This is a genomic window from Streptomyces sp. NPDC052236, from assembly GCF_044548015.1.
In the GTDB taxonomy this organism is placed as follows: Bacteria; Actinomycetota; Actinomycetes; order Streptomycetales; family Streptomycetaceae; genus Streptomyces.
Window position 1 is genome coordinate 25,400 of record NZ_JBIUBL010000045.1, and the last position, 21,876, is coordinate 47,275.

General features: G+C 69.2%; 20 protein-coding genes and 3 pseudogenes. 14 read left to right on the forward strand and 9 right to left on the reverse strand.

Annotated features, from left to right (window positions below):
• Positions 1 to 16 precede the first annotated feature (16 nt).
• Positions 17 to 226, forward strand: a pseudogene (locus ACIHCQ_RS41720) (GNAT family N-acetyltransferase); the annotation flags it as partial.
• Between the two features lie 151 nt (positions 227 to 377).
• Positions 378 to 575, forward strand: a complete 198-nt coding sequence (locus ACIHCQ_RS41725) for a hypothetical protein (RefSeq protein WP_399674227.1) — start codon at positions 378 to 380, stop codon at positions 573 to 575.
• Positions 576 to 757: 182 nt separating this feature from the next.
• On the opposite strand, the gene ACIHCQ_RS41730 is transcribed toward ACIHCQ_RS41725, so the two are convergent.
• A complete protein-coding gene (locus tag ACIHCQ_RS41730) occupies positions 758 to 2,002 on the reverse strand; it encodes a PP2C family protein-serine/threonine phosphatase (RefSeq protein WP_399674228.1) in 1,245 nt (414 codons plus the stop codon).
• Between the two features lie 105 nt (positions 2,003 to 2,107).
• On the opposite strand from ACIHCQ_RS41730, the gene ACIHCQ_RS41735 reads away from it, so the two are divergent.
• Together ACIHCQ_RS41735 and ACIHCQ_RS41740 are read left to right on the forward strand one after the other, a co-directional pair.
• Positions 2,108 to 2,842: a class I SAM-dependent methyltransferase gene (locus ACIHCQ_RS41735; RefSeq protein WP_399674229.1), complete on the forward strand. Its 735-nt coding sequence runs from the start codon at positions 2,108 to 2,110 to the stop codon at positions 2,840 to 2,842.
• Positions 2,843 to 3,414: 572 nt separating this feature from the next.
• Positions 3,415 to 3,927, forward strand: coding sequence for an NUDIX hydrolase (locus tag ACIHCQ_RS41740; protein WP_399674230.1), 513 nt, complete (start codon positions 3,415 to 3,417; stop codon positions 3,925 to 3,927).
• Between the two features lie 5 nt (positions 3,928 to 3,932).
• Here ACIHCQ_RS41740 and ACIHCQ_RS41745 read toward each other — a convergent pair whose 3' ends face one another.
• On the reverse strand, positions 3,933 to 4,622 hold the full coding sequence (locus ACIHCQ_RS41745) for a PIG-L deacetylase family protein (RefSeq protein ID WP_399674231.1): 690 nt from the start codon (positions 4,620 to 4,622) through the stop codon (positions 3,933 to 3,935).
• Positions 4,623 to 4,748: 126 nt separating this feature from the next.
• Here ACIHCQ_RS41745 and ACIHCQ_RS41750 point away from each other — a divergent pair, with 126 nt between their 5' ends.
• Genes ACIHCQ_RS41750 through ACIHCQ_RS41760 form a run of 3 tightly spaced genes read left to right on the forward strand, consistent with a single transcriptional unit; the run spans position 4,749 to position 6,648 of the window.
• A complete protein-coding gene (locus tag ACIHCQ_RS41750; RefSeq protein ID WP_399674232.1) occupies positions 4,749 to 5,138 on the forward strand; it encodes a class I SAM-dependent methyltransferase in 390 nt (129 codons plus the stop codon).
• Entirely contained in the window at positions 5,135 to 5,581 is a 447-nt protein-coding gene (locus ACIHCQ_RS41755) for a hypothetical protein (RefSeq protein WP_399674233.1), read from the forward strand. Before ACIHCQ_RS41750 ends, ACIHCQ_RS41755 begins: the two co-directional genes overlap by 4 nt.
• A gap of 41 nt (positions 5,582 to 5,622) precedes the next feature.
• Positions 5,623 to 6,648 carry an acyltransferase gene (locus ACIHCQ_RS41760; RefSeq protein WP_399674234.1) on the forward strand — a complete coding sequence of 342 codons (1,026 nt, stop codon included), beginning with the start codon at positions 5,623 to 5,625 and terminating at the stop codon, positions 6,646 to 6,648.
• A 480-nt stretch (positions 6,649 to 7,128) separates the two neighbouring features.
• Here the strand turns inward: ACIHCQ_RS41760 and ACIHCQ_RS41765 are convergent, their stop codons facing one another.
• Positions 7,129 to 8,286: a Dyp-type peroxidase gene (locus tag ACIHCQ_RS41765; RefSeq protein ID WP_399674235.1), complete on the reverse strand. Its 1,158-nt coding sequence runs from the start codon at positions 8,284 to 8,286 to the stop codon at positions 7,129 to 7,131.
• Positions 8,287 to 8,373: 87 nt separating this feature from the next.
• On the opposite strand from ACIHCQ_RS41765, the gene ACIHCQ_RS41770 reads away from it, so the two are divergent.
• A complete protein-coding gene (locus tag ACIHCQ_RS41770) occupies positions 8,374 to 9,711 on the forward strand; it encodes a right-handed parallel beta-helix repeat-containing protein (RefSeq protein ID WP_399674236.1) in 1,338 nt (445 codons plus the stop codon).
• Between the two features lie 7 nt (positions 9,712 to 9,718).
• On the opposite strand, the gene ACIHCQ_RS41775 is transcribed toward ACIHCQ_RS41770, so the two are convergent.
• Positions 9,719 to 10,399 (reverse strand): hypothetical protein, encoded by a 681-nt coding sequence (locus ACIHCQ_RS41775; RefSeq protein WP_399674245.1) that lies wholly within the window; start codon positions 10,397 to 10,399, stop codon positions 9,719 to 9,721.
• A gap of 319 nt (positions 10,400 to 10,718) precedes the next feature.
• Positions 10,719 to 13,124 carry an SdrD B-like domain-containing protein gene (locus ACIHCQ_RS41780; protein WP_399674237.1) on the reverse strand — a complete coding sequence of 802 codons (2,406 nt, stop codon included), beginning with the start codon at positions 13,122 to 13,124 and terminating at the stop codon, positions 10,719 to 10,721.
• Between the two features lie 983 nt (positions 13,125 to 14,107).
• On the opposite strand from ACIHCQ_RS41780, the gene ACIHCQ_RS41785 reads away from it, so the two are divergent.
• Positions 14,108 to 14,551, forward strand: coding sequence for a hypothetical protein (locus ACIHCQ_RS41785; RefSeq protein ID WP_399674238.1), 444 nt, complete (start codon positions 14,108 to 14,110; stop codon positions 14,549 to 14,551).
• Positions 14,552 to 14,768: 217 nt separating this feature from the next.
• Here ACIHCQ_RS41785 and ACIHCQ_RS41790 read toward each other — a convergent pair whose 3' ends face one another.
• Positions 14,769 to 15,956: a hypothetical protein gene (locus ACIHCQ_RS41790; RefSeq protein WP_399674239.1), complete on the reverse strand. Its 1,188-nt coding sequence runs from the start codon at positions 15,954 to 15,956 to the stop codon at positions 14,769 to 14,771.
• A gap of 163 nt (positions 15,957 to 16,119) precedes the next feature.
• Complete coding sequence (locus tag ACIHCQ_RS41795; RefSeq protein WP_399674240.1) at positions 16,120 to 16,626, reverse strand: hypothetical protein; 507 nt, start codon at positions 16,624 to 16,626, stop codon at positions 16,120 to 16,122.
• A gap of 232 nt (positions 16,627 to 16,858) precedes the next feature.
• Between ACIHCQ_RS41795 and ACIHCQ_RS41800 the strand changes: the two are divergent.
• Positions 16,859 to 18,341: pseudogene (locus ACIHCQ_RS41800) on the forward strand (radical SAM protein).
• A 241-nt stretch (positions 18,342 to 18,582) separates the two neighbouring features.
• Positions 18,583 to 19,124, forward strand: a pseudogene (locus ACIHCQ_RS41805) (hypothetical protein).
• Positions 19,125 to 19,245: 121 nt separating this feature from the next.
• On the opposite strand, the gene ACIHCQ_RS41810 reads toward ACIHCQ_RS41805, so the two are convergent.
• Positions 19,246 to 19,395 (reverse strand): hypothetical protein, encoded by a 150-nt coding sequence (locus ACIHCQ_RS41810; protein ID WP_399674241.1) that lies wholly within the window; start codon positions 19,393 to 19,395, stop codon positions 19,246 to 19,248.
• Between the two features lie 348 nt (positions 19,396 to 19,743).
• Between ACIHCQ_RS41810 and ACIHCQ_RS41815 the strand changes: the two genes are divergently transcribed.
• Both ACIHCQ_RS41815 and ACIHCQ_RS41820 read left to right on the forward strand, forming a co-directional pair.
• Positions 19,744 to 20,001 (forward strand): hypothetical protein, encoded by a 258-nt coding sequence (locus ACIHCQ_RS41815; RefSeq protein ID WP_399674242.1) that lies wholly within the window; start codon positions 19,744 to 19,746, stop codon positions 19,999 to 20,001.
• Positions 19,998 to 20,246, forward strand: coding sequence for a hypothetical protein (locus ACIHCQ_RS41820; protein ID WP_399674243.1), 249 nt, complete (start codon positions 19,998 to 20,000; stop codon positions 20,244 to 20,246). The genes ACIHCQ_RS41815 and ACIHCQ_RS41820 overlap by 4 nt, the downstream gene beginning before the upstream one ends.
• A gap of 301 nt (positions 20,247 to 20,547) precedes the next feature.
• Here the strand turns inward: ACIHCQ_RS41820 and ACIHCQ_RS41825 are convergent, their stop codons facing one another.
• Positions 20,548 to 21,267, reverse strand: a complete 720-nt coding sequence (locus tag ACIHCQ_RS41825; protein ID WP_399674244.1) for a hypothetical protein — start codon at positions 21,265 to 21,267, stop codon at positions 20,548 to 20,550.
• 442 nt (positions 21,268 to 21,709) lie between these two features.
• Here ACIHCQ_RS41825 and ACIHCQ_RS41830 point away from each other — a divergent pair.
• The coding region (locus ACIHCQ_RS41830; RefSeq protein WP_399674246.1) for a transposase at positions 21,710 to 21,876 on the forward strand (167 nt) is incomplete at its 3' end.

The following is a 21,876-nucleotide window of genomic DNA, read 5'->3' on the forward strand; positions in this document are numbered from 1 at the left end:
CGATGCCACCACCGCCGAGATCAAACGCATGTACGTCGTCCCCGAGATACGCGGCCACGGACTCGGACGTCTCATCCTGCGCAACCTCGAAGACCACGCCCTCGCCGTAGGCATGCAGCACATGCTGCTGGAGACCGGCCGCGACAACCAGAGCGCACTGCACCTGAGCGCGGCCTGGTGGCCCTGGACGTCACCACCGCAGACGAAGCAACCGCACGCGCGGTGATGGCCGCTCTGGAATAGTGATGGTCCACCTCCGGGATCACGCCCGTACGATCCGAACCGGAGCGCCAGGAGTGCTATCTGCCTCAACACGTGGAGACTCCCGAAGTCACGCGACTGCGACCAGCTGAAGCTGACAGTTCCGCCGCACATTGATGACGGTCAGGACCTCATGGCCCCTCGCTGCCGAGGACGGTGCAGCGCTCGGCAGTGACGTCCATGAGCTGGCCAGCCCGCTCGGCACCGCCCTGCACGGCGTGGCCCTGCTGCGCACCAGCGGTGGCTTTATTCACGGCTCGCGACAGCAGTTGTTCACGGCTGCGGGGCGCGCACGCAGAGCGGTGAGACCGTGAAAGTGAGCGTGTACCATCCGGCGCTGCAGCACGACACCATCGGGGACTGGCGGCCGTATGGGACGAAGAGGATGCCCGTGCGGGGGCTGCTCGAGCAATGGGCGGGTGTCGACGCGGTGTTTGTGCCGCGGCGGTTGCACCAAGACCTGCGGGAGTGAGGCAGCGGCCCGCGGCGCGCGGGTTCATAGGCGCAAGACGATCAAGGCGATGTCGTCGCGGGCTCCGCTGGGCACGCCGAGACGCGCCAGCAGTGCGTCGGCGAGGCGTTCTGGGCCCAGGCGGCTGTAGAGAGCCAGCGCATCGGTCAGCCGGCGCAGGCCGGCGTCGATGTCCTCGCCGCGGCGTTCGATGAGCCCGTCGGTGTACAGGACGAGGGTGTCGCCTCGGGTGTAGGGAAGGTCGGTCTGGGGGCGGGGGACGTGTCGGGGGCGGGCTCCCAGGGGCGGGTCGGTGGCCCGGTCCAGCAGGTCGCAGGTGCCGTCGGGGTGCAGCAGGACGGGGGGCGGGTGGCCGGCGCTGCTGTAGGTGATCCGGCGGCTGCGGGTGTCGATGACAGCTTGGGCCGCGGTGGTGGCCAGCGCGCCTTCCACGGCCCGGGCGTACAGACCCAGGACTTCCAGGGCTTTCGCGGGCCCGTCGACGGCTCTGACGGCGGCGCTCAGCGCGCTGCGGAGCATGCCCATGACGGCGGCGGCCTGCAAGCCGTGTCCGACGACGTCGCCGACCGCGACGCCGATGCAGTCGTCGGACAGGTTGACCACGTCGTACCAGTCGCCGCACACGTTCAGCGACCCGACGGCGGGCAGGTAGCGCACCGCGACGTCCCGGTGCCGGGCCAGGTCCGGCACGTGGAGCATGGCTTCTTGCAAGGTGACGGCGACCTGGCGCTCCCGGGCGTGGGACTGGCGCAGTTCCTCGTTCAGCCGCTGCAGTTCCCGTGCTCGCGCGTACAGTTCGCTCTCCATTGCCTCCCGGTTGCTGAGCGCCTCACCGCCCGCTGCCGGGCGGTGGCTCGGGTGGGACAGTACGAACTCGGTCACGTCCTCCACCCTGTGGATGATCACGGCCACCTGCCCGTCGGGGGCGAGCACGGGGGTGTTGATCGGGGACCACCACCGCTCCTCGAACACCCCAGCCTGACCTGAGACGGGGATGTCGTACTTCTGCACCGCCATCGTGTCCGGCTCTTTCGAGCGCAGGACCCGGTGCAGCGAGGAGTCCAGGTTCCGCACTCCGTCCGCGTCGGGGTCCGCCGGATTGTCCGGGAAGGCTTCGAAGAGGTACTGCCCGACCAGGTCCTGTCTGCTCCGGCCGGTCGCCCGCAGGTATGCCTCGTTGACGTCGACGATCACCAGGTCGGGGCCCAGCACCAGGTACGGACTGGGCGTGGCCGCGAACAGCGCCTGGTAATCGATCTGTGGTGTCACGGGTTCGTGCCAGTCCTTTCCAGGGATTCTCGCCACTCTACGAAGCGCGTGACGTGCGCGCCCGCCTTGATCCGCCAATCGGCGGATCAGGAGGTCGATCCGCCGATGAGCGCGCTGTCCGCCACCGAGCAGGAACTCCAGAAGCACTTCAACGCCTTCCACGCCGCACGGGCGGCGAGCGATCTGGTCACCAGGCTGTACGCCGAAGCGATGGGCGACGCCTACCCCGTGGAGGTGGCCGCGTCCAGCTCCTGCGACTTCACTCTCCTGGGCACGATGGTCACTCGGCTGTGCCTGCGGCCCGGCCAGGTCCTTGCCGATATCGGCTGCGGCACCGGCGGCGTGGGCCTGTGGCTGGCCCGCGCTCTCGCCCTGCGCCTGACCGGAGTCGACATCTCCCCCACCGCCATCGAACTCGCCGCCGCCCGCCGCCCCGCCTTCCTCCCCCAGGGCCGGGCGCAGTTCCGGGTGGGGACACTGGAGGCGACCGGCCTGCCCGGCGGCCATGCGCATGGAGTCGTCTGCGTGGACGCGATGAGCAACGCCACCGACCGGACTGCGGCCCTGCGGGAGATCCACCGCATCCTGCACCCCGGCCGCGCGATGATCACCCGCGCGGTACGGAAGGACTCCGGCACGGCTTACGGCGAGCAGGCCAAGAACGCCGAGAGCACATCGACGAACGGCCCGGCGAACCCGCCATGTGGCGGCGCCTGTACGGGCTGTGGATCGCCCACCAGGCCGCCCTTCGACGCCACCTCGGTGACGTCCAGTCGGAGAACATGCTGCGCGAGGCGAACCGGGTGCTGCCCCGTCTCGACGGGCGCCGTGCGTGCGTGATGACTCTGCGGCGTCTGCCCGCGCCCACCGCGGCTGGATAGGGTCGCCTGAGAGGGCGTTTGATGTAGCCAAATTGCCGCTTATGCCCTAGTAGATCCCTCGCCGGGTGCGCACCCACCAGCCGCCTCTACCTGTAAAGCCGTACAGGGCGGCTGGCTCCCTGACCAGGGGAGCAGTTACCGCCGACCAGCGCGCCATGCCGAACGGGCCTTTCAGCGGGACTCTCACACCCCGGCGGGAACTGGCCTCCCGGCCCTGCCGGATGGAAGCCCCCAGACGGCGGGCCTGGCGCGAGCGCCGAGAGCCAGTCTTCCCTTGTCGGGATCGGCTGTGCTGGTGTACGGCACCTGAGGCACCCAGGACTCGGCTGTCTTCGTGCCGGATGAACATGGGCAGGGCGGGACGGCGCAGGTGGGCGGCGAATTGGGCTGCTCCGGTGAAGAGTTGGGCAATGCCTCGCGATGACTCACTGTGATCTACTACCGGTTTGTACAGAGCAGCAGGGCAACTTGGGCGTTGAGTAGGGTCGGCCGTCGTTGGTCACCGGGTTGCGGTCTTCGTAGAGTGTTGGCATGTCGATTCCTGACTATGCGCACCAGTTGCGCGTGCTGGTTGGCCCAGAGCACCTGCTGTGGCTGCCCGGAGTGAACGCGATCGTGGTGGACGGTGACGGGTGTGTGCTCCTGCATCGCCGCTCGGACAACGGTGTGTGGTCGTTGCTGAGTGGCATTCTCGATCCGGGCGAGGAACCAGCGGACGGGGTGGTGCGTGAGGTTTTCGAGGAGACCGGGGTGCGGGTCCGCGTGGAGCGGCTGACGGGTGTGACGGTCTCCCCACCCAGGGTTCATCCGAACGGGGACCGTGCGCAGTACCTGGAGCTGGTCTTCCTCTGTACGCCGGTCTCCGGGGAGGCCCATGTGCACGACGAGGAGTCGGTGGAGGTGGCCTGGTTTCCGCGTGACGGCCTGCCTCGGCTCGACGCAAGGTCTCTGCAGAAACTGCAGCAGGCGATCAGCGGGAGCGCCGAAGCGTCGTTTCTGCCCCCTGCCGCGGACATCCCTGGGGACCGTGAAGCGGCTGTGTAAAAGGATCACGCCATGTGGCGGATCACCTCGAATGCTTCCGAAGCGTTCACCCCGACGTGCGCTCCTCGATGGGCGAGTTGAGCGCGGATCGCTTCGACTGAACGCGAGTGCGGCCAGCGGCGCATTTCGGAGTCGTAGATTCTCAGGGCTTGCATCTTCACCTTGACGGCGTGTGTGGAGAGAGGCTGGTGCCAGGTGGGGCGAAACGCCGTGGTGATGCCCCAGCCGGTCGCGGAGGGCACTTCGTAGGCGAGGACCGTTCGTACGCTGGTTCCGGGCTGAGGACGGGTGGCGGCGGCGGTGGCGTGCGCGGTGATCTGGTGATCGCGGCTGAGGTCGGCTGCGGCGTGGGTGTACACCAGGGTGGGGGCGAAGTCGGCGATCACACTCTCGATGCGCCGGGTGACGTCCAGGAGAGGGCGGGTGTCGAACTGGTTGTCCGGGAGATCTTCGAGGTGCAGCTGAGCGCCGTAGAGCGCGGCGACCTGCTGCGCACAGCTGCGGCGGTGGGCGTTGACGGCGGCGTGGTCGGCCCCGGGGCGGCTGAGAGCGCTGGTGCTCAGGATGAGCAGGCACAGATCCGATCCTGCGGCTGCGTGCGTGGCCAGTGTCCCGCCGGCTCCGAGGGTCTCATCGTCTGCGTGCGCGGCAACGGCAAGAACCCGCTCCCGCCGCTTCTTCTGCTGTGCGGACATAAGGGAACGCTAGGGCGCACCAGGTCATCTCCGGGGCGACCGACAGCGTGAACCTTGCGAACCCCGGCCCCCGGTTAGCCCTGGCTGCGTTGCTATGGATGGCAGCCGACGGAATCGAGGGCCACCGTGGACGACATCAGCAGCCGGGGAACCAGTGGGGCAGTCACGCCCCTGCCGCCTGGGGAAATCTTCGCGGGCACCGCGCGGTACTACGCCCGCTACCGCCCGCCGTATCCGGATGAGCTGGTGGACCGGGTGGCCGCGCTCGTCCGCCCGGACGGTCGGGTGTGTGATCTCGGCTCCGGCCCGGGCACAGTGGCCATCGCGCTGGCCGGGCCCGGAATCCCGGTCGTGGCTCTGGACCCCAACCCCGACATGCTTGACGTGGGGCGCAGGGCCGCCGCCGAGTGCGGGCCGGGGGGATCGAGTGGCTGGTCGGCGATTCGGATCATCTGCCGTCCGAGAGCCTGCACCGCTTGGCGGGGGTTACGATCGCGGACGCCTTTCACTGGATGAACCGGGACAGGGCGCTGCGCACTCTGGATGAACTCCTCACACTGCGCGGCGCGTTCATCGCGGTGCTCTCGCGCCGGGCTCCCGGGTGCGGCAGGCCTGCGTGGCACGCGGCGGTGGAGCTGGTCCGCGAGAAGTTCCTGCGAGGTCACAAGGGTGTTGACGGCCGCGGGTATACCGAGGTGCTGTCCGAGGATCACGAGTCGGTGCTGCGCCGGTCGGCTTTCGGCGATGTGACGGCCGTGGTCGCCCCCTACGTAGTCGACTACACGCTGGAGCAGATCGTCGGCCGGCAGCTGTCGAAGGCGTTCTCCTCCCCCGCCGTACTCGGCGCCCGGCGGCCCGCGTTCGAGGAGGATCTGCGGGCCCGGCTCCTGGAGCACGACCCCTCCGGGCGCTTTCGGGACGAGACGCAGGCGCACCTGCTCATCGCACGCCGCCCGTAGACCCGGTGGCCAGTTGCCGGCATCGCCAGGAGGTGGTCCCCATGGGGGAAGCGGAGTTTCCCGGGGTGAGGTTCAAGGTCGGGCGCCGACGGATCGGCGATGGCGTGCGGATCGGTGCGGGCTGCGATCTGCGCTGGGCGCGGCTGACGCTCGCCGCCGATGCGCGCGTGGGTGAGAGCACGCGGGTCTTGGCGGCCGACCGCTTCGTGCTGGGCAGGGCATCGGTCCTCGATGGCGGCAGCGAGGTCACGTGCCGGTCGATGACGGTGGGTGATTCCACCTATCTCGGTCATCGGCTGCGGGTGGGCCTGGGGGCGCGCATGGAGGCACGCTCGACGCTCACGGTCGGCTCGTGCTGCCAGATCGCCCCGGACGTGTGGGTCAACCCCACCGAGCCGGTGACGATCGGCGACGACGTGGGGATAAGCGCGAGAGTCGCGCTGTGGACACACGGCCACCACAGCGGACATGCCGCGGCGGACGGGTTCGCGGGCATCTTCGCGGGCATCACGATCGGGGGCGGGGTGTGGCTGGCGTACGACGTGGGTGTGCTGCCCGGCGTCACGGTCGGCGCCCACACCCAGGTCGCCGCCCGGGCTCTGGTCAACCGGTCGCTGCCCGCGCGGGTGCTGGCGGCCGGAATCCCGGCCGTGGTGAAACGGCAGCTGCAGCCTCGTCCGCTCAACGGTCCCGCCCTGGCTGAGGCGGTACAGGCACTGACGGGGGCCTGGCTGGACCGGCTGGCCCACAAGGGCCTGGCCGTTGAACCCACAGGGGAGGGCCAGTGGTGGGTGGCCGACCCCGAGACCGAAGAGGCGTGGAACGTCGTACGGCAGCCGGCCGGGGACAGCGCCGGAACACTCCGACTGGCCGTCATCCGGCCCGGCGCGGAGGCGGAGCCGACACTGTTCTGCTTCGACCGGGTCAGCATCAGCGGAGAGCCGGACCGGCTCGGACACGACCTGCGCGACTTCTGCCGCCGCCAGTCCTGGCTCTTCCCCCACTACCAGAACTCCACAGCACTGGTGCCCGCGCGGTTCGCCCAGCTGCTCAACGCTGCTCCCTGAGGGCACCGACCAAACGCATCTACCTGCAGGGTTCTCGGGTCTCGGCCGCGTTCAAGCCCACGCCGACACATCCAGATTCCCAGGTTTCCGGGGCAGGTCAGTGGCGTTCGGCGATCCGGTCGAGATCAGCGTCGAGGACCGCTAGAAGGCCGATGAAGATGTTGGGTTTTGGCCCTGCCGCGTGAGCGGCAGGGCCCGCGGCGACGACCATCCGCGAGTGAATCGGGACGCTTGCGGGTTGCATCTGCGCTCTCCGGTGGGACCACGGTCGCGTTCCACCATCAGGCAAGTGCGCGCAGTGTCCGCCAAACACGGCCACGCCCTCCGCGATGGCCCCCGGTGCGGTCGCTGCGTAGCCGAGAACGAGCCCCTGCGGACCGGGCGACTGGCGATGCCAGGACAGTCAGCTGTGCGTCGACGCATGCAAATCGACAGGCAGTGTGAGGCATCGCGGTCTCCCCGCCCTCAAGTTGATCGTGATCAGCCGAACAGCTGGGAACCGAGCGGGTGTTGCCGGTCGAAGCCGGGAAGGATCAGGAATGTGGCGCTGGCGGTTGTGGTGGTGAAGGGCAGCAGTGCGTCGGAGGTGTCCATGTGGGTGAGGGTGGCGGTGAAGGTCCGCAGGTCGTTCTGGAAGCTGATGAAGAGCAGGCCGGGGGCGGGCTCGTCGGTGCTGTAGGAGCGGCGGAGCATGAGCCCGACCCCGACCACGGTGGCGTGCGCTCTGCGCACGTGGGCGTCCGCGGGGACGAGATAGCGCCCGTCTGGTGTCTTGGCTCCGAGTTCCGGGCCCGAGGCGGCGGGGCCGCCGGAGAGGGGGACGCCGCTGGCCCGGCGCCGCCCGAAGACCGCTTCCTGTTCGGCTACGGACAGGGCGGCGAACCGCGGCAGGTTGAGTTCCATACGCCGCAGTACGGCAAGGGTGCCGCCGGCGACCGTAGGGGGCCCCGCCAGCCACAGGTCGCGTTGTTGTTCGGCGGTCGTGTGCGGGCCCACGATGCCATCGATGAAACCTAGCGGGTTGCGTGGCGCGGTAAGGCCGTTGCCGACGGACACGTTCGTACCGCGGCGTGCGGACTGGCGCCAGCGTTCGCGGATGCGGTCACCGGCCTGGTCCAGAAGCGCGGAGGCGACGACCGGTAAGAGCAGCGCGTCGCTGGCGCAGATCTGTATCAGCAGGTCACCGCCGCGTGCTTGCGGGGCAATCCGCTCGCGGGAGAATCGCGGGAGGTCGGCCGCGCCGGGCAGCGAGGCACCGGCCGTGCGCACCAGCCGGGGGCCCACGCCGACGGTCACGGTGAGGTCGCCCGGCGGCAGGCCCAGCAGCCGCGTGTCGGTCCCCGCTGTGAGTGTGCGGATGGCCTGGCCGAGTTCGGCCAGTAACGGGCCGGGAGCCACGGTGGCACCGAGGTCGGCCACCACGGCGAGCAGGTTGGGCTGTGCCGGCTGGGGGAGCGTGATGCCTGCCTGATGGCGGCCCGTCGCCGGAACCGGCTTTGGCGTGGCCCCTGGGGTAGGGGCGTGCTGGCCTGGCTGGGCGGAGTCCGATGTGCACCCGGCGGTCAGACCGGCGGCCATCATGGCGCCGGTGACGTCGAGGAACGTGCGGCGTGACGGGTGGTGATCGGCTCGGCGCATGGGGTGCAGAGTGCCACACCCGAATTGTTCGTGCCGGTCAACCTCGCGATTCTGGCGTGGAATTGGGCGTCATGCCAGACTGGGATCATGCCTCGATTAGCTCTTCGCGTGTTGGCGGCGGTAGTGGGCACGCTGACACTGGTGGTTGGCTGCGGCGGCGATGGCGGATCGGGCGAAGGCCGGCGCCCGGCCGGTGCGCATGTGACGATCCGAGTACCTGCCGATGCCCCGACGATCTCGGATGCGGTGTCCTTGGCTCGGCCCGGTGACCTGGTGCTGGTCGCGCCGGGCGTGTACCACGAGTCGGTGAAGATCGACACGGCGCGCATCACTCTTCGCGGTTTGTCCCGGGACAAGGTCGTCATCGACGGGCGGTTGCAGCAGCCGAACGGCGTCGTCGTCTCGGCGCCCGGGGTGGCCGTGGAGAACCTGACCGTGGAGAACAACACGCAGAACGGGGTCCTTGTCACCGGTTCGGCGAAGGCGGCCGACGGCCTGCCCGGGGGAAGCGGCGGCTACGACACCGGCGACGAGCCCGTCACCTTCCTGAAGTCGTTCCTGGTCTCCCACGTGACCGCGACTCGCAACGCTCTGTACGGCATCTACGCGTTCTCCGCCCAGAACGGTGTCATCGAGCACTCATACGCGTCGGGCGGCGCCGACTCGGGGATCTATGTCGGCCAGTGCAAGCCCTGCAACATCGTGGTGCGGGACAACGTCGCCGAACTCAACGCGGTCGGTTACGAAGGCACCAACGCCAGCGAGGACATGTACGTGGTCGGCAACCGCCTGGTCGGCAACCGGGTCGGACTCACCACCAACTCCGACCACCAGGAGAAACTGCTCCCGCAGAAGGGCTCCGTCATCGCGGGCAATCTGATCGCCGCCAACCAGCAGACGGCCACCCCGGAGCAGGCCGACGGCGGGTGGGGCATCGGCGCCGGCATCGACGGCGGCAGCGACAACCGGTTCATCCGCAACCGCATCGCCGGCAACCGCAACGCCGGGCTGGTGATCACCGCGACCGCCGACATACCTCCGGTCGGCAACCAGATCGTGGACAACACGTTCACCGGCAATGGCGTCGACGTCGGCTGGATGTTCCCCACCGCCACGCGGGGACGGGGCAACTGCCTGCGGGGCAACGATCTGCGCATCACCGTGCCCGCCCGGCTCGCGACGACTGCGGCCTGCCCGCTTCCGGCCGGGTCGTCCTCGCCGGCCGGCACGTGGGCGGCGCCGACGGCACCCGGTGGCATCCCGTTCACCGAGGTCGCGGCGCCTGCTCCGCAGCCGCAGTTCCCCGACGCCGCCACCGCGGGCCCCACCGCTGTCCCGCCCGTCCCGGCCCTGCCGAAGACGGAGGGCATCCGGCTGCCGCCGGCGTCCCTGCTCGCCGCGAACGCGCGGGTGCAAACGTCCTGAACAGCGGCTACCGGGTCGGGGTGGTTCCGGGTGCCGGCTTGACCGGAACGTACTTGTGGGTGTCGAAATCGATGACCACCGGCTCCGGCTGCGAACCCACGCTGACGCGGACCCGGTACATGGTGCCGTCGGAGCCGATCCAGTAGCGCACGTTGCCCGCCGTACCGGAGCGGTGAGGGGAGGACGGCCCGGTCATGATGTCCACCCAGCGCCCGTCCACCTGCTCCCGCCCCCACCAGGCGGCGCCGTTCTGCGGCAGCAGTTCGGCGTTGTCCGGCCGGTCGCCGCCGAGACCGAGCGCGATGGACAGGGAGGTGTCCAGCGCGCTGCCGGACGACAGCAGCGGACGGTCGTACCACCCCGAACGGGGCGGCGACGCGGGTGCGTGCGCCGGGGCGTCCGTCATCGGGCGGACGTGCACCGAGGTGGGCGTCCACTGGATCAGCCCGTCGCTGGACTTGCCGCGCCCGGTGCCGTGTACCACGCCGTAACCGACCTTGCGCCGATAGTCGACGGACCCGGTGACGGTCAGCCCGCCGGCAGTGCCCGGCACGGTGATCGTCACCGCGCGGCCCTGCGCCTGGTAGTTACGGAATCGCGTGATCGCCAGCCGGCTCGCCTCATCCGTCGTCAGCGGGCGCGGACCGCCGGCGCCGGAGCCGCCGTCGGCGACCAGGAACGCGGCCACCGCGGCCACCGCAGCCACCGCGACGGCCGCGATGCCGATGACGGCCGCGGCCCGGCGCGACCGCGGCCATCGGCGCCGGTCAGCCGGACGACCCGGTGGGGCTTGCCGGATTCTCACGCTCCGCACGCGGTTCGACGCTGACACTCTCCGATTCATCCTTTCGATCACCACACCGTCCGGCCGCCGCGGGCTCGCGGCGGCACTCGGCAGTCCGGTGGCAGACCACGCCACGGCCGGCCCTCGTGGACCGGCCGAGACGTGATCTGCCCGTCCGCGCCGTCCGGATCGCGGACGGGCTGATCACCGTTGTGCGGTTCGCTCAGTGTTGCCGGGCGCGACGATTCCGGGTCACGAACGCGATGACCAGGCCCGAACCCACCAGCAGACCGACGATGCCGATCATCTCCGCCAGCCCGGGCGTACCGGTGTTCGCCAGCGAACCCCCGCCTCCACCGGCCGGGGCCGGCTGGTTGGCAGGCGGCGCGGGCGACGGCGGCGTGGAGGCCGCGGGCGGCGTCGGTGTCGGTGTGGGAGTCGGCGTCGGGGTCGGGGGCGGCGTTTCCTTCGGGATGTACACCCCGGCGTCGATCGTGTGATCGACCCCGCCCGGCTTGTCCGGCGCCGTGACAGGCGCGTTGCCGTTGCACAACGGTCCGGTGGTCGGCGGGGTCACATTGGAGTCGTGCGCACGGTTGGCACCGGCCCGTGGGAGCGTGAACCTCAGCTCGCTCGCCGGGGGCTGCTCGGGCACCTGGCTGGTGTCCGCGGTGCACACGTCGAACTGCACCGTGTACTTCGCGTCCGGCGTGAGCTCGTACGCGGCGCCGACGCCACCGAAGTAGTACTCGCCGGCGGCATTGGTCCTGGTCGTGGCGACCTGTTTGCCGTCCGCGTCCAGCAGGTTGATCGTCGCCCCCGGCAGCAGCACGTGCCCCGGGTCCTGGATCCCGTTGTGGTCGCCGTCGAACCACACGACGTTGCCGATCTGGATTGGCGCGTTCGCCGCCGCGTACGCGATGTCACCGAGCCCGCCGGCCTTGCCGAACCCGCCTTGTTCCCGGCTGACGAACTGGAACCCGTTGGCGGTCGGGTTGTTGCCCGGGCCCTGACCGGTCGTGATGTTGTGGTAGCCGGTCCCTGAGGTCGCGACGTTGACGACCGGGTCGAACTCCGTGCTGACGACCCACTGCTGCTGCGGGATATAGGCCACCGACCCCAGTGCGGTCTCCTGGTGCGCGGTGGTGTAAAAGTCGCCCGGGAAGTATTCGACGACATCGGCGGCCTGGCCGCCATTGTTGGTGGGGGTGGCGTGGTTGGGGCAGCTCCCGGTGCCTTCCCACTGGTATTCACCGGTGGGAGTGGCGCAGACCATGGTGATGTCACCACCGGACATGCCGTTTTCCGCCGTGTTGTTCCCCGGGCGGGGGTCCAGCCCTCCCCAACTGAGCACGTCCATGAACCGGTCGCGGAAACCCAGGATCATCGAGCCGTCGCGGGCGAAGGCGAGGGAGGCCAGCTCCGGCTGCGGATCGATGAAGGTGTTGCCCGTCTTCCGGTCGTCCCACGTGTCCAGGCTGGTGTTCCACGGGTTCCAGTGGGTGGCCTTGTCGCCGGAACCGTAGACGCTGCCGCGTTCGTCCGTGAGCGGGTGGCTCAGCACCGTGGTGAACCGGTTGCCGTCGTAGGTGGAGACGAAGGCTTTCAGGTCCGCGCGCTGCTGCGTGCTCTCCCCGCTGCACACGCCGCCGACGTGCAGCGTGTTGTTGTGGACCTGGAGACCGAACGGCCGCCAGTCGTCGGGGCTCGCGCACCCCGGGTCCGGGATGGGGACCGTCGACTTGGGCGCCGCGGCGGTGGCCCCTGTCGCGTCGAAGCTCACCAGGCTGCGGGTCCGCAGGTTCACCGCGTACAGCGTGGAGCCGTCCTCCGACAGGGCCAGGCCACCGATGCTCTCCTTGCCCGGCGCGTCGGTGAACCCGGGATCCTTGATCATGTTGGCGGTGTCGTGCCGCGTCACCGCGGCGTCCGGCACCCGCGCGAACAGCTCCGGCGCACCCGAGCCGTTGACCGGCACCGTGTAGATCGCGCCCCCGCCCTGCGGCCCGTACGGGGCGTACCGGCGGGCGAACGCGCTCTGGAACAGCCGGGTCCGGTACTTGTCGTACGCCAACCCGAACGTCGTGCCCACCTGGTCCTGCGTGGCCAGCGTGGTCGGGCACGCCACATCGGTGGGACACGTGCCCCGGGTCTTCGTCCCGAACGCCACCAACGCCCGGTTGTCGGTCCCGTTGGCGCCGTTGTGGATCGGCACGAAGTACCGCGAGTCCGGCAGCGCGTAGTCGGCCGGATCCCACACCCCCGTCACCACCGAGGCGTTCTTTCCGCCCGACACATCCACGAACGACGTGAAGCTGTCGAAGTGGTTCCCCGCCGTCGACGCAGGCGCCGCCTGCAGATAGCCGCTGTACGGCGCCGGGATGCTGACGTCGACGCGGTACTGGCCGCCGCTCAGCACGGTCGACCGCGACACCACGATCTTTCCGGTGGCATCCGTGACGCCGGTGACAACGTGTCCAGCGGGGTCGGAGATCTCCACCTTCATGCCCCGCTGCGGCACGTCCATCGTCGCGTTGATCACGCCGGTGCCGAAGAAGTCGCGCAGTACCTCAACTGTCAGCGTGCCGTCGGCGGTCGAAGCGGCGGCCGGTCCAGCCGTCGCTCCCACGGCGCCGCCTGCCAGCAAAAGAACAGATAACGCGATGCGCGCCGACGGCTCCACAAGCCTCCAGACTAATCGGCGCGAGTCTCTGCCGAGTCGGTTCATGGCATCACACTCCACACTTCTCTTGTCGTGAAAACGAAGCACTCGCTTCTCGCTACACGTCCACTTCGTGACCCCAGGCGCGGACGCCGGTCGCGAACGTCACGGAAGAAAAAAGGGCCCACTGCTGTTGCGTGGACCGCTTTGTGGTGATCATTGTGGGTGAGTTGTAAGCGCGGCAGGCCAGGAAAAACAAACGCGCGTTCACGACCGCGGGCAGACCGCACTGGGTTGCGTGTTTTTGCAGCTCAATCACGGTGCCTTCGCCCCCACCCCGACCTCACTGACCGCCATCGCGAGCAGCGCGCGATATCCTATCCCCTGGAGTCTCGCCGTCACCAGCAGAACCCCTCGCATCCATCGGGATCCGCGATAGTCTCCGAGCGCTCAGAGAATGGCGACCGGAAGAACGTGCGACAGGGAAGTGATGGCCGAATCTGGTCCCGTCGGGTCCGTGCCGTCCGGATGACGCGTCTGGGACGTGCTCGTCACACAGGGGCGTTGCGTAGTCGAGATTGGTCCGGTTCGCCTGCTGCACGATTGACGTGGCGTGATAACTGGTATGCGGATCTGGACAGCAGCCCGCGCACCCGGCCCGGCAGCGTCCTGGCCGAACCGGGCGTACTCGTCCCGGGAGATCCGCGAGTTTCTGCGCCGACGGCAGATCCCGCACACCATCCCGGAGAAACGGGACCAGGCCGGACACCGTCTCCATCGAGGCTCGGCGGGCGGCCGGCCACCCGGTTTCGACCGCGAAATGTACAAGCGCAGGCACAAGGCCGAATGCAGGATCGGCCTGTTGAAGCAGGCCAGAGGCGTCGCCATCCGGTACGACAAGCTCGCTGTCCGCTACGAGGCCACCGTCCAACTCACGTACGGTGTTGCCCATGTCACCAGAGCTGACCCCGGATCAGGTCATGCGCGCGGTTTCCGCGCTGGAAGCGGCGTGGGCCGGTGACGATGACGCACTGGCCGCTCTGGCGCGCAGCGGGCATGGCGAGCGATCGCTTGCGGAACTGGTCGCCCAGTACGGCGCCAGCCGACTGCAGAGCATGGTGCTTGTCGTCACCGGCATTGCAGGCCTGGACGGGGTTGACCGGCAGAAGGCGCTGGCGGAGTTGCGGGAGGGCCTCATCTCGTACATGACCACGGTGGCACTGAGCATGATGTCCGGTTGGGCTCTCACCGCGGGCGAGGACGTCCAGGCGACCGGCGACCTCGCCCGCCGCATCCTGCAGGCACTGCTGTCCTTCACCACGGACGGAGACGACCCGCAGGAGGTACGGGCCCTGTTTGACCACCTGCGGGCAGACGCCCTGGACCATTCGTAATCCGCCGTTCGAGCGATCAGTCTTCGCTGTCACAAACCGGTGGCCAACTTCCGTGGCAATCAGTCCACACGCTGTCACAGGACCAGCCTGCTGCGATCTTTGTCTGGGCTTGACGAACCGCCTCTGCTACGGGAAGGCCGTTGCCGGTCCGCGGCGGTCGCGCCACCCCCTGCGTCACGGGAGTCGCAGCGTCCGACTCGGCGGCTCGACCGTCGGCCTACCGCGGGAGGTCCGCGTCCGCGCCGGGCAGCCGTGCTCCCTCCTCAATGAGCACCCGCTGGGCCAGGGCGCGGAACTCGGCGCGTGCCTCGTTCTGGTCGCCGCCGCGCAGCAGGGTGCTGGTCAGCGAGTCCAGGCTCCAGGTGACGAGCACGCCGTGCCGGGCCAGGTACAGCGCGACGTGGCGGATGCGGTAGCGGTCGGCGATGTCCAGCCAGGCGTAGGCGATCAGCTGCCACAGCCAGCGTACGGAGCGGTCCTGTCTGTCGGTCTTGACCACCGTCTTGACGTCGATCAGCGTGGAGCCGGTCGGGCCGGGTATCAGCAGGTCGCCGTCGGCCCAGTGGTTGACGAAGACGGGCCCGGCGATGCCCAGTGGCCGGCCCTCGGGTGGATCGCCTGCCAGTCGGCGGATCTCGGCCAGGGCGCCGTGGATCTCTGTCTGCCGTGCCAACCGTGTCAGCTCGTCCACGACCGCTTCGCTCGCGGCCGCGCGCATCCTCTCCACGGTGGGGACGCGCGGGCGGAAGACCTGGTGCATCGACTCGTGGATGGTGCCGGAGCGGTAGACGTCCTCGAACATGTCCAGCAGCCAGCAGACACGGGCGAGTCCGGCCTCGGCGCCGGGGGTGCCGAGGCGTCCCGGGGGCGCGTGCTGGGCGAAGTAGGCGCGGGTACGGTCGAACAGGTTTGCCAGCACCGGCTCCGCCGCCATGTGCCGGTCGGCCCGGGAGCCCGGCCGCATGATGCCGGTGACGATGCTGTCGAGTTCCGTACTGGGGCTGCGTCGTGACCGTGCGGACCGGGATGGGGGTTCGAGGTCCAGCCACCCCGCTGTGGTCGGGCGTACGTCGAGCGCCCTGGAGCGTTCCCGCTTGCCGAGGCCGGCGTGGGTCGGGTAGAGCGCGGCCTGCTCGTCGGCCCATTCACGGCTGACCAGCCCGGCGGTCACCAGGCCATGCAGCGCGTAGTACGGCGGTGCGGGCTGCACCAGGGCGGCCAGGCGGGCGCCGAACGCGCCGCCGATCGAGGCCCAGTGCCGTCCGTCGACCTGCCCGCTCGGGAACACGCGCCTGCGGCCGCGGGTGGCGATGGCCAACCGGCCGACAGCCTCCGCCGAACCGGTGAACCGGCGGGCACACCACGTGCTCAGTTCCCCGTTACCCAGTTGAGAAGTCAACGACATTGGCCCACCCGCGCAAAGATCCATTCCACCGGATCAGAGTTATCACAAGACCAGCGACCTCGAAGCGTTCACAGGAGAAGACCAGCCTGGCGAGCGAACATGCCTGCCGTTCCCCCGCATCACCGGTCCTCTCTCTGGCACCGGATCTCGCGTGCGGGCACCGTCATCCCGTGTGCGTGCGGTCGAACCACTCGATGAACTGGTGGACCGTGCCGATCTTCGCAACGCGGTCGTGCAGGGCCTTTTGGTCATGACCAGTCAGGAACCAGCCCAGGGTGACCGGCGCACCGCAACCGCATCCGCAATCCCGCGCCGCGTGGGACGACTCGAAGTACGTCACTGGGTTCCTGGCCGGTGCGACGGGCTGATCCTGTCCGACGTACGCGTCGTATACAGGGTGCCCCGCCTCCAGGAACCGTCCCTCGATGGCCCGCCTGCCGCCGGTCACCGGAACCAGGCGGTCAATCTCGATTGCCTGGCGCACGACGTTCTTGAAGGACAGCAGGGCGTACTGCTCCCGGTCGGCCCGCTCCCCCAGGACCCAGCATCCCCGGTTGGCGCGGAACAGGGCCGCGTCGTCCATGTGTGCGTCCCAGCCGACGTGGTCGCGACCCAGACCGTCCTCGTCGGGGTTGACGTAGCGCATCTGTCCCAGCGTGATGTGGATCATGATTGCCTCCCAATAGGCGGAGAGCCGGGGCTCCTTGGCCTGCAGCTATCGAAAGCATGCGCCGTGGCGAGTCATACCCGCAACCCCTAGCCCCCCGTAACTATCGGCTATTTGTTGCCAACTACTGGAGTCGCTGGTGGTCCACGTGTCCCGCACGATTCCTTTCAGTACGTTCTTCAGTGCTCCCCGACCGGGGCGGCAACTGCCTGGCCGCGCCGATCGTCCCTAGGGCATGACGTCTGCAACGCCCGAACCACCGTCCATCACCCCACCGCTGTGCCCGCATTGCGGCTACGGCGCCACCGAGGAGGACCCGGTCGGCTGCCGCGGCATCCACGCCCCCGGACACACTGCGTGCCTGGCCCACCTGGACGAAGCTGACCGCGCAGCCTACCTGGGTACTCTGGCCTCCGGCGCCGACATCGACCACCGCGGCACCCCGTTCACCGAAGACCTGCTGGCCCGGATACTCGACGCCCTGCGCGACCCCACCACCGAACATCCCCTTCTCGGCCAAGCTCGGTTCGACGGCGACTGCGACCTGGTCGACGGGGGCGGCGTCAGCGCGGTCAGGCCCCGAACCCCCCGCCATCCCGGCGGCCGTTCACGCGCAGTGGCTCTCGCTGGCCGAACTCCACGCGGCCCATTTCGCCTACCCGATCACCGACGGCACCGCCGCCGGCCTCATCCCCGTGATCGGCTGCAAGCACTCCTGCGACTTCTGCACCCTGCGCGTCCCGCCCTACCGCGAGGCACCGCTGGACATGCTCACCGCCTACCTCGACCGCCTCGAAGCACTCGGCGTCCCGAAGATCATCATCAGCGCCCCCACCTTCACCCAGTACCGGCACCGGGAGCAACTGCTGGCCCATATCCGCTCCTACCGCGACCGCGCCGCGGCCCGCGGAATCAACGTGAGCACGATCATCGGCTCGGTCCGCGCCGACGAAATGACCCCCCACTACCTGCGCGACGTCAACGAACTCGGCGACTTCGGGCACCTGTTCACCGAGCTGAACCTCACCCAAGCCCGCGGCATCATCACCATCGCCCCCGAATTCGCCGACCCCGACCTCATCTCCCTGCACGGCAAGACCATGACGCCCGAGCGCGTCAACCGCGCCATCGACCGGTGCCGAGAAGCCTCGGACGCCATCAACACGATCATGCTGTACTTCATCGTCGGCGCACCAGGAGAGCGGCCCCAGGACCGCCTCTCCATCGCCGACCGCGCCAAAGAGATCCGCGAACGGCTCGGCCGGCCGGACGCCAGCGTGATCGTCAAAATCCACCAGTTCCTGCCCGAACCCGGAACCCCCGCCCAGCGGCTGCAGATGACAGACCCGGCCCTCCTCGACGGCTACGTCGAAGAGATCACCGACCGGCTGCGCAGCCTTGTCGGCCAGCAGGTCTTCGACGCGCACTACCGGGTGCTGTACGGGGAGACAAGCCGCCTCTACCTGGAAGCCATCTGCCTGCGGGGCGACCGGCGCGTCGGCCACGTCCTGGAGGACCTCTACGACAGCGGCGCCGACCTGACAGTCCTGGACCGCGAAGAGCTGCTGCGCATCCTGGATGGCCACGGCCTCGACTTCGACCGCCACCTGCGGCACTTCGACGACGCAGTCCTGCCCTGGCACACCGTCAACGAGGCGGACCCAAAGGAGGAGCAGCGGCTGCAGGCTGCCCTCGACGAGCGGATGGCCACCTGGTGACCGGCACCGGCCCCCTGACGTCCACGGACTTCCCCGGCAAGCACACCCTGCCCGCGCTCACCGACCCCCGCGAACACGCCGCCATGTCCGCCGCCGCCACCCCGGCGCCGACCTCACCCACACCGCCGGCGCCATCCTTGTTTACCAGCAGGCCCTCGCCCACGAGGCTGCACGCGGCAATGGCGCGGAGCCGCTGGGGCGTTGGGTATCGGGCAATCTGCACCTGATCCGCGGCAACGTCGTGATCTGCTCCGGCTTCGGGCGGGGCACCCCGGCCGCAGGACTCGTCCTGGAACAGCTCATCGCCCTCGGAATCCGCGTCGTGATCACGGTCGGGACGGCCGCCACCCTGCACCCACGCCTCCGCGTCGGCGATCTCGTGGTCTGACAGGAGGCCCTTCGCGGCGAAGGACTCTCCCACCACTACCTGGCCCCCGCCCGGTACGTCGCGCCGACCAGCGCCCTGACCGCCAGGCTGTCAGAGAACTCACCGCGCTCGGCGCCACACCCCACACGGGCCGCACCTGGACGACCGACGCCCTGTACCGGGAGACCGAAGCCGAGGTGAGCCAGTACGCCTCCGAGGGAATCCTGACTGCCGACATGGAGGCGGCAGGCGTGTTCGCCGTCGCGCGGTACCGACAGATTGCGTCCGCCGCCGCCTTCTCCATCGCCGACTCGCTCGCGCGGCGCACCCCGCGCACGGACGCACCTGAGACCCGCTTGGGTCTTGCCACCCTCCTCGCCGCCGCCACCCGCACCCTCGCCGCGTTCCGCGAATGACCCGCCGACCGGGCTGCGGCGCCCGTGCGCGACGAGTCCTGTTACGGCGCGGGACCGGGCTCCACCGACGCGGGAGATTGACCGGTGACAGCGAAGATGTCCCACCTCAGAGGTTTCCCGGTCATGTGATCAGTGAGCGCGCGTCGATGCCTCTCAGCGTTCCGGCTGCCTTGGCGCTGTGCATGTTCTGGGTGGTGGGCTCGCCGTGCAGCGGCCCGCAGAGCACCACCGGGCGCTGGCCCTCCACCATCGACCAGAAGGGTTCAGGCACGGGATGCCGGCACCCATGTCGAACAGCGTCTCCTGGACGGCGTTCTGGGCGTCGTTGAGGCGGACGATCTGCGTGAGGCGGCGGGTGTCGGCGTCGAGGGCGACGACCCAGCTTGAACGGCGAATTACGAATGATCCAGGGCGTCTGCCCGCAGGTGGGCAAACAGGGCCCGTACCTCCTGCGGGTCGTCGCCGTCCGTGGTGAAGGACAGCAGTGCCTGCAAGACGCGGCGGGCGAGGTCGCCGGTCGCCTGGACATCGTCGCCCGCGCTGAGAGCCCAACCGGATCCGGCACTGGTCCTGCATGACGCCCTTCCCGTGGTGCGTAGCGAATCGCTAGGATTCTGCTATGGCTAAGACTCAGTTGAACTCTCGAGTGCCCATAGAGCTGGCGGACCGGGTGCGCTTGGCCGCCGAGCGGGCCGGCATGGACATCGGCGACTACGTCGCGTCGGTGCTTGAGGCGGATCTGGCCGCCGCGTCGGGCAGCCCGGAGATGCGCGAGGCTCGCGCCCGGATGCATGCCGCGGTGGCCTACAAGAAGTGGCTGAGCGACGGCCGGCCCGAACAGGGCTCGATGGACATGGATGAGGTCTTCGGCGCGTGACGGCCATCCCCGCACGGTTCGCCGCGAACGTTGGCGAGACGATCAAGAACCTGCCGGGCCCGGCCAAGGGCGAACTCCACGCCGCGGTGCTGCGCGCGTGCTCTGATCCCTGGTCCTGGCCACAGGCCGACAAGTACGAGATGGACGAGACGGTGCGCGTCATCACGACGAGCGCCGCCATCGTCCACTACGTGATCCTCTTGGGTCCCGACCCTCACCTGTGGGTCTTCACAATCACCGTCTGACCTCCACCACAGCGGTGCGCCGGCGCATCAGAGCGGACAGTCGTCGACGTTCGCGGGCCCACGTCACGCAGCGGCCGAAGGGGCCGAGCGGCGCCGGTGTGCCTGTATGCCCGTCGGCTACAGCACTAAGTCTCAAGGTCCTGAGACTGAGTCCTTGAGTTGGCGGATGAGCGCTTGGGTTGGCGGGTTGAGTGCTTCAGATGGTGGGCTGGGGAGCGGCACGTCTCCTCACCTGCGACTCGAGGACTGCACGTATAGGCGGAGCCCTCGACGGCCGGAAAGCCGGGCGCTCACCCCCTGGTCATTTGATGGCGCCGCGGAGTGCGGCGACGACAAAGCCAACCGCGGAGCCCAGCAAGAGCAGCGTCAGTACGCCCCAGCCCACGGGAATCGACCACATCGGCCAGCCGGCGGCCGCGTGCACCCACAGGGTCACGATGGCGGCGGCGCCTATCCCGAGGCCGTGCCACCGCACGGCGGCCGCGGCCACCACCTGCCGCTGGCTGCGGCGGCCGAGCAGCCCCCACAGACCGCCGATGAAGGCCACCGCACCGAACGATATGCAGCCGATCGCCCCACCGAGCCGGTCCTCCGGCCAGCTCACGGGCCCGTCGGACGTCTGCTGCCGCCGCCCGTCGGCGTCCCGGACCTCGACGACATCCCCGTACCAGATCAGGCCGGCGACCTTGTCATCCGGCTCCATCTCCGACACCACCTGACCGGTGTTGCGGAACGTCACGTGCCACGGCTTGCCGCTGGGCAGCACCAGCTCCGCCTCCGGCGACTTGCCCTTCTTCCCGCGGTGCAGTGCGGCCTTGCGGACGGTGAAGTCCTGCTCCCAGAGACAGGCCGACACCTTCACCGGCACGGAAGCGCAGTCCGGCGCGGCCCGGAACTCCCGCTCCCGCTCCAGCGCCCCGCGAACCTCGCTGGCCATCGCCACCCCGAGACCGGCCACCAGCAGGGCGACCAGCATCCAGACCACCGCCCGCAGCCCCGGCTTCCACGCCGCCTCAGCCATTTTTCCTCCCCCGTACCTCGAACTCTCGGGCGCCATTTGAGCGCATAGGTACCAAGGCCCATCGCACAGCACCCGCGACGTGCGCGTTTCACCCTCGATTCCGACGGGTCACAGCATCCACCGGCAGAAGCAGGCAAGTAACGCAGACAGTGGGCAGAGAACCCAGGCCCCACGTTGCCGACTCCAGGCAACCGCCGTGGGGCAGGTAGTTGGCAGGCCGGCCATCAGCGTCCTGACAGCCAGCCCGCCAACTACAACGCACAGCTCCGCCAAGTAGCGCACTCACCCGCCAACTGAAGCGCTCCTTACCGTGTTGGCGGGTTGATTCCGGTCCTTCGTACGATCGGGAGACCCGGGGGCCTGGGTGTGGCTTTAGGGCCTGTTCCAGGTTCAGATCACTGTTCGGTCAAATGCGGCCCGTCGGGTGGCCGCGAAGCGGTAGATGTATCGGGTGACGCGTGGTGATCTGACTGATTCCGAGTGGGAGTTGATCGAGCCGCACTTGCCGTTGGGGGAGCGCGGGCCGATCCCTGACCTGCGAATGCGCCTGAACGCGGTGATGTGGCGGTTCCGCACCGGGAGCCCGTGGCGCGATGTGCCCGAGCGTTA

Excerpts from the sequence above, each read along its gene's own strand:
- ACIHCQ_RS41785 (WP_399674238.1), top strand. The coding sequence starts at position 14,108 with ATGTCACCAGAGCTGACCCCGGATCAGGTCATGCGCGCGGTTTCCGCG.
- ACIHCQ_RS41815 (WP_399674242.1), top strand. The coding sequence starts at position 19,744 with ATGGCTAAGACTCAGTTGAACTCTCGAGTGCCCATAGAGCTGGCGGAC.
- ACIHCQ_RS41825 (WP_399674244.1), bottom strand. The coding sequence starts at position 21,267 with ATGGCTGAGGCGGCGTGGAAGCCGGGGCTGCGGGCGGTGGTCTGGATG.
- ACIHCQ_RS41740 (WP_399674230.1), top strand. The coding sequence starts at position 3,415 with ATGTCGATTCCTGACTATGCGCACCAGTTGCGCGTGCTGGTTGGCCCA.
- ACIHCQ_RS41725 (WP_399674227.1), top strand. The coding sequence starts at position 378 with ATGACGGTCAGGACCTCATGGCCCCTCGCTGCCGAGGACGGTGCAGCG.
- ACIHCQ_RS41755 (WP_399674233.1), top strand. The coding sequence starts at position 5,135 with ATGAACCGGGACAGGGCGCTGCGCACTCTGGATGAACTCCTCACACTG.
- ACIHCQ_RS41765 (WP_399674235.1), bottom strand. The coding sequence starts at position 8,286 with ATGCGCCGAGCCGATCACCACCCGTCACGCCGCACGTTCCTCGACGTC.
- ACIHCQ_RS41795 (WP_399674240.1), bottom strand. The coding sequence starts at position 16,626 with ATGATCCACATCACGCTGGGACAGATGCGCTACGTCAACCCCGACGAG.
- ACIHCQ_RS41760 (WP_399674234.1), top strand. The coding sequence starts at position 5,623 with ATGGGGGAAGCGGAGTTTCCCGGGGTGAGGTTCAAGGTCGGGCGCCGA.
- ACIHCQ_RS41735 (WP_399674229.1), top strand. The coding sequence starts at position 2,108 with ATGAGCGCGCTGTCCGCCACCGAGCAGGAACTCCAGAAGCACTTCAAC.
- ACIHCQ_RS41770 (WP_399674236.1), top strand. The coding sequence starts at position 8,374 with ATGCCTCGATTAGCTCTTCGCGTGTTGGCGGCGGTAGTGGGCACGCTG.
- ACIHCQ_RS41790 (WP_399674239.1), bottom strand. The coding sequence starts at position 15,956 with ATGTCGTTGACTTCTCAACTGGGTAACGGGGAACTGAGCACGTGGTGT.
- ACIHCQ_RS41745 (WP_399674231.1), bottom strand. The coding sequence starts at position 4,622 with ATGTCCGCACAGCAGAAGAAGCGGCGGGAGCGGGTTCTTGCCGTTGCC.